Here is a 4,047-nt window from a genome sequence, read left to right on the forward strand (position 1 = left end):
TTATAATATATATTATTCATTTTTCCAAAAAGGGACAGTATCGCCCCCTAATCTAGAAATCACTTCAATAATGGCATTAACCCGCTAGACTCTAACATAATATGTTCACCATCTGTTTCCATTTCTACTGTACGTTTATTCGTTCTATATACCATTATACCGTGCCTTTTTAAGCGTTTCACTACACTTTGGTGAGGATGTCCATACGGATTACTACTCCCGTACGACAAAATAGCAAACTGCGGTTCCACTTTTTTTATAAACGTTTCACTTGTTGAAGTATATGAGCCGTGATGCCCTACTTTTAACACATCTGCATGGACATCAAATTGTTTTAATATTTCATGTTCTGTCCGTACATCCGCGTCACCCATTAATAAAAAATCCGCTTTTCCATATCGCACCTTTAAAACAATTGAGGATTCATTATTTTCATCTTTTGATTTCCCGTTGTTTAATACTTGTATAGAAACATGTGGATCCAGCGGTATATATTGTCCTTCCTTTACTGAAACGAAAGGTATCCCTCTTTTTTTAATATTATTCCGATACGTATGATAAGTAAGAGAACTATATGTTTTTCCGCTATCTAATATAAGCGATACCGGCATTTGCTCTACAATTGGAATTAACCCCCCTATGTGATCCATATCGGGATGCGTACTGACAATTACATCTAAATGATTAATCCCTTTCTCAATTAATTTCTGAATAATAACCTCTCCTGCTTCATAAGGTCCTCCATCAATTAACATTGTTTGTCCATTTGGCATTATAATAAGTGTTGCGTCACCTTGCCCCACTTTTAAAAAGCTCACTTTCATTTTACTAAGATGTTGCCGATGCATATGTAAAGGAGACGTAGTATGAATGGACATCATATACCTTTTAGCTGATGCGCTATTTAAAGAAAAACATAATAAAACAGAAACTAATAATAAAATAATCCGCATACCTCTCATAACTCGTCTCCTTTTTTCATTTAGTATGGCACTGTAAATAATTGATATACAAAAAAAGCTTAGCAAAATGCTAAGCTTTTATTTCGATATCTCTTGTAAGGAACCGAAGAATAAATCTGCTTCATTCATTTGTTCATTCTCTTCAGAAAGCAGTGGTAAATCATCTAATGTTTTCAATCCAAATGTGTCCAAAAATTCTTTTGTTGTTCCGTATAAAATAGGACGCCCTGGTCCTTCTGCTCTTCCCATTTCTTTTATAAGTAAATGTGAAACCAACGTTTGTAACGCCTTATCGGTTTTAACTCCTCTAATCTCTTCCATTTCAGTCCTTGTGATTGGTTGGCGATATGCAACAATCGCTAAAGTTTCGAGGGCAGCTTGTGAGAGTGAAGCAGCTGTTGGTGTATCTATTAATTTTTGATAATATGAAGCATGTTCTTTCTTTGTAGCAAAACGATATACTTTTGCATACTGTACAATTTGCAAACCACGGTTTGCACCTTCACATTCTTGTTGCATTTCTTCTAAAATATTAATTACTTCATTCATTTCAATTTCAAGAACTTTTGCTATTTGTTCTGGATAAATCCCTTCATCACCAGAAACAAATAAAAGGCCTTCAATAATTGACTTTTGTTCTTTCCTATCCATTTCACGAGCTCCTTCCTTCTATTTTCCCATAAAAATACACATCAAAAAACCGAATCACAATTAATGCGTTCGGTTCAATATTTTTTCTCTTGTTCCAAACGATACATTAAAACATAGCATGAGATAAAATGTTTGTATCCCATTTTCACATACTTGCTCTATGCAGATTTATTAGAGCTTGATACGAAAATTTCATCAAAATTATGTTCTTGCTCAATTATGATTTGTTGATTTTTCATAAGTTCCAGAACTGCTAAAAATGTTACAACCATTATTTCACGTTCAGCATCAACAAACAAATCGTAAAAGCTTTGGCGACCACCCTTTATTTTTAACTGCTTTAAAATATCAGTCATTCGCTGTTCAATTGGTATTTCTTGACGAGTAATACGTGTTGTTACAGGTTTTTTTGCCTTTTTACGGCGCATTAATTTTTGAAATGCTGCTAGCATATCATATAACGTAACATCAAGAGGTAAGCTTGTCTCCTCTTCTTGTTGCAACGATGTAAAGTCAATTGGTGGACGTGTATATAGCTGTGCTCTTTCTTGTTCTCTTTCTTTTAACTCAGTAGCAACTTGCTTATATTTCTTATATTCAATTAACCTCTCCATCAATTCTTGACGAGGATCATCTATAAAATCATCACCGTTATCAAGTACATCTTCTTCGTGTTTCGGCAACAACATCTTACTTTTAATTTGTAATAACGTTGCAGCCATTACTAAATACTCACTTGCAACATCTAATTGAAGTTCTTTCATCGTATGCACATAAGATAAATATTGCTCTGTAATATCTGCTACAGGAATATTATATATATCAATTTCATAACGATGTATTAAATGTAACAATAGATCTAACGGCCCTTCAAAAGCCTCTACTTTAAAATTATATTGCACAAAGCATCCCACCACATTTTTTCTATAACAACATAAGTATAGAGCATACTCATGTTCTATCCAACCTTTTTAAGAAATTTAATTAAAAATAGACCGATGCCTATGTCATCATGCCCACCACTTCATATGATAACAGTGTAGTAAGAACAATGTAGGAGGTCAAAAAACTATGGGTCACGTTGATTGTGGTTTTAGCGGTGGGTTCGCATTACTTGTTGTACTGTTTATTTTACTAATTATTGTAGGAGCAGCTTGCTTCTGCTAATATGAACAATAACGGCTAGGGGGAAACCTCCTAGTCGTTTATTGTTCATATTTCTATGATACACTTATATGTATAACCGTTAGATAGGAGCGAGAAAACATGTATCCTACCGAATACATACAATTTTTAATTCATTTCCATGGAGATTATGACTATTTTGAATGCCACGAAATACTAGAAGAGTATTGGAAAACAAAACCAAGAGGTAATCGTGATTATTACTTAGTTGGTCTCATTCAAATCGCAGTTTCTTTATACCACCAAAGACGTGCTAATTGGAATGGTTCCACAAAAATGATGAAAAGCGCAATCACAATTTTAGAAAAAAGCGGTGTGCCTTTACAACGTTTAGGAATTAATCAAGTACAACTTCTTTCCTTGCTCAATGAAAGATTGCAATCTATCCATAAAAAAGAACGTTTTTTACCTTTATTTTTACCCTTATCAGATCCATCGTTAGAGAAGCAGTGCATAGAGTTATGTCAAAAACAAAACCTCTCTTGGAAAGACTTGAATGCTATCCCAGGTGAATATATTATAAACAAGCACACTATGCGTGATCGCACAGAGGTCATTACTGAACGAAACGAACAATTACAAAAAAGAAAGCAGAGATAATAAACTACTTATCTCTGCTTTCACGAATGTATATTTTGTTCTAGCCCTTTACATTTTTCGCAAAAACTTGCCGTTTGCTCATTTCCGCAAATTGTAAACTCAAGAAATTTACTCTTTAACTCTTGAACCATCTTCGTCCCAATCCCCACATGACGGTGAGACGGGTTCACACTCAAATGCTGAATTTCTAATACTTGATTCTCTTTTTTTACAATCCCCATTATTCCAACAAAATCTTCATTTTCTTTCCACAAATACAATTGCCAATCATCTTTTGCTTCATATTCTTTCATTGTCAATTGTAATGTTTTCACATCTTTTTCAGTTGGCATAAACGAAAGAAGCCCCATTGCAATTTTTTCATAACTTTTTTTAAAACGAATTAACATAACCCTTATCCCTTCTTACAAAAGTTACAAACTAGTAATCCCCTCAATCACTCTTTTCATATCACATTCATTTTACAATATTTTCAACAGAGTGAGAAGAGTCTAAAACAACTTGATAATCATACAAAGCGAAAAGAAGAAAGTCAAATCTATGTTTCAGCACTATTCCTTTAATAAATAGAGTTAAAAAAAGAAAATTTTATATGGAATGGAAAGAAACATATCATTCAACACCACTTCATTCATAGTTACCCTAAAGC

The 4,047-nt window shown here is 33.6% G+C and carries 6 protein-coding genes; 2 read left to right on the forward strand and 4 right to left on the reverse strand.

Features of this window, described 5'->3' with window-relative positions; all coding sequences use genetic code 11:
• Positions 1-59: 59 nt before the first annotated feature.
• From ABWK52_RS17280 to scpA, 3 genes are all read right to left on the reverse strand, one after another.
• A complete protein-coding gene (locus ABWK52_RS17280; RefSeq protein WP_001214829.1) occupies positions 60-962 on the reverse strand; it encodes a ComEC/Rec2 family competence protein in 903 nt (300 codons plus the stop codon).
• Between the two features lie 78 nt (positions 963-1,040).
• Positions 1,041-1,613, reverse strand: coding sequence for a segregation/condensation protein ScpB (gene scpB, locus ABWK52_RS17285; protein ID WP_000375170.1), 573 nt, complete (start codon positions 1,611-1,613; stop codon positions 1,041-1,043).
• 158 nt (positions 1,614-1,771) lie between these two features.
• Positions 1,772-2,515: a segregation/condensation protein A gene (scpA, locus tag ABWK52_RS17290; RefSeq protein WP_001199752.1), complete on the reverse strand. Its 744-nt coding sequence runs from the start codon at positions 2,513-2,515 to the stop codon at positions 1,772-1,774.
• Positions 2,516-2,684: 169 nt separating this feature from the next.
• On the opposite strand from scpA, the gene ABWK52_RS17295 reads away from it, so the two are divergent.
• Both ABWK52_RS17295 and ABWK52_RS17300 read left to right on the forward strand, forming a co-directional pair.
• Positions 2,685-2,780 (forward strand): YjcZ family sporulation protein, encoded by a 96-nt coding sequence (locus ABWK52_RS17295; protein ID WP_000510194.1) that lies wholly within the window; start codon positions 2,685-2,687, stop codon positions 2,778-2,780.
• Between the two features lie 99 nt (positions 2,781-2,879).
• Positions 2,880-3,398, forward strand: a complete 519-nt coding sequence (locus ABWK52_RS17300) for a DUF309 domain-containing protein (protein WP_000283606.1) — start codon at positions 2,880-2,882, stop codon at positions 3,396-3,398.
• A gap of 20 nt (positions 3,399-3,418) precedes the next feature.
• Here ABWK52_RS17300 and ribT read toward each other — a convergent pair whose 3' ends face one another.
• The gene (gene ribT / locus ABWK52_RS17305) at positions 3,419-3,787 is read right to left on the reverse strand and encodes a GNAT family N-acetyltransferase RibT (RefSeq protein WP_000908401.1); all 369 of its coding nucleotides are present in this window, start codon (positions 3,785-3,787) and stop codon (positions 3,419-3,421) included.
• Positions 3,788-4,047 lie beyond the last annotated feature (260 nt).

The sequence above is a fragment of the Bacillus sp. AP50 genome (assembly GCF_040492675.1).
Classification (GTDB): domain Bacteria; phylum Bacillota; class Bacilli; order Bacillales; family Bacillaceae_G; genus Bacillus_A; species Bacillus_A cereus.